This window comes from Aneurinibacillus thermoaerophilus (assembly GCF_900099925.1).
GTDB lineage: Bacteria > Bacillota > Bacilli > Aneurinibacillales > Aneurinibacillaceae > Aneurinibacillus > Aneurinibacillus thermoaerophilus.
Genome location: NZ_FNDE01000093.1, coordinates 1 through 1,469 on the forward strand (window position 1 = coordinate 1; position 1,469 = coordinate 1,469).

General features: G+C 52.3%; 5 protein-coding genes. All 5 read right to left on the reverse strand.

The window, feature by feature from the left end; translation table 11 throughout:
- Positions 1-74: 74 nt before the first annotated feature.
- The gene (locus BLR88_RS18785) at positions 75-542 is read right to left on the reverse strand and encodes a zinc-finger domain-containing protein (RefSeq protein ID WP_091261637.1); all 468 of its coding nucleotides are present in this window, start codon (positions 540-542) and stop codon (positions 75-77) included.
- Position 543: 1 nt separating this feature from the next.
- Complete coding sequence (locus BLR88_RS19900) at positions 544-696, reverse strand: hypothetical protein (RefSeq protein WP_175493701.1); 153 nt, start codon at positions 694-696, stop codon at positions 544-546.
- Positions 686-871, reverse strand: coding sequence for a hypothetical protein (locus tag BLR88_RS18790; protein ID WP_091261639.1), 186 nt, complete (start codon positions 869-871; stop codon positions 686-688). The genes BLR88_RS19900 and BLR88_RS18790 overlap by 11 nt, the downstream gene beginning before the upstream one ends.
- Positions 859-1,080 (reverse strand): hypothetical protein, encoded by a 222-nt coding sequence (locus BLR88_RS18795; RefSeq protein WP_091261641.1) that lies wholly within the window; start codon positions 1,078-1,080, stop codon positions 859-861. Before BLR88_RS18795 ends, BLR88_RS18790 begins: the two co-directional genes overlap by 13 nt.
- Positions 1,077-1,469 (reverse strand): primase C-terminal domain-containing protein (locus tag BLR88_RS19905; protein WP_217639414.1); only part of this gene is annotated, 393 nt, incomplete at its 5' end. The genes BLR88_RS19905 and BLR88_RS18795, both read right to left, overlap by 4 nt.

Genomic DNA, 1,469 nt, shown 5'->3' on the forward strand with positions numbered 1-1,469 from the left:
CAGTTTGTTCGTATAGTCAAGCATCTGCTCAAACGCCATACCGCGATTAGCAAAACTACTTTTTCCCCATCCTGTCATGCTTTCTTCCTCCGTTGCTCGTTCTCAGCAAGTAGTCCCTGTTCTCTCCATCGCTTTTTCCGGCTATAAAGTCCCGACGGAGTGATATCGTACTGTATCGCGATTTGCCAATCTCTAAGCCCTTTTTCCCTATCCTGCATATAGCTTTCCGGTGTAAGCTCTTCGCGCGGTTTCGAGACAACTTCCATGAGTTTGATAGGCTTTGGTCGTACTTTTAGCACCGGTTGTACTTCAATCGACCCCGGCCGTATCTGCACTCCTTCGAGTTTCGAAGCCAGCGCATGCAGTTGTTTTCCGACCGGGCACTGCGTATTGCAGTATGCCTGCAAGCTTTGATTCGCTGCGTCCCAAGCGCTGCCGCTCTTCCCTTTCAGCGCCTGTTTCTTGGTCTCGCAGTTGCCACAATGCTCATCCAGTGTGCGGCATATCTGCAATCGAAGCGCTCGTTTTTCCTGCCTGGTCATTCTACTTCCTCCCGTTCCATGCCGGGCGACCGCCGCCGAGTGCATTCTCGTTCGTCCGGCCGACTGAATTTGTATTCCGCATCCATTCTGTGATTTTTCGCGAGAAAAGAACTGGCCGCGAATTAGGCTGTGGCTTCCGACGTCTATTTTCCATCTGGAATCTCCTCCGTTTCGATAAAATCACCGTACACATGAGACAAAATGCTGTCGATCTGCATCGCTGTATCCATCACTTCTTCTCGCTCTTCTCCCGGCAACTGATTGAAAAAACGGCTCCGACAGCAGGGGCACATACCCTGTGTGAGTGTTTCATAGGTCAGGAAGTCCATCGCAACCTCAATGCCTCCTGACATAGCGCCTCGTATTTTCGGTTGGCTGCCGCCCACTGTGTGTGATCCGGTCCAATCGTAGAGATGAATTCAGCGCCTTTCACGATTCTTTCCAGTAGAGCTTTGTATTCCTGCGTGCAGGTGTCCACTGGCTCCGGCAGGTCGTCGTCCGGTACCGCCTGCATCAGCATTTCTCCCAGTTCTGTCATGAACTCATCCTCCTGCTTACGTTGTTCACGGCATAGTCCTCTTTCCAGAGACGACAACGCTTGTCGCAGTATTGCTGCAGCACCTCGTCCCGGCAACCAAAGTCATATGGCCGTTCCAGTCCCTGGCGGTATAAACGCTCTAACGACTCCAAATCCATCGGCGGTTTGTTTGCCTCGTTCCATGCAGACAATGCCATCCAAATCATTTGCGGATTCAGCCCGGTATGCTTCAGGTGTGTCACTACGCGCAGTCCTGCGTTGTCCCGCCCCCCTTCCGGTACACCCTGCATGATCTTCCACATGCACAGCTTGGCTTTCGGACCTTCAGCTTGTCCATTTACGGACGGTGCATTCCCTGCCCCTTGTTGATTCTGCTGTTCTTCGAACGC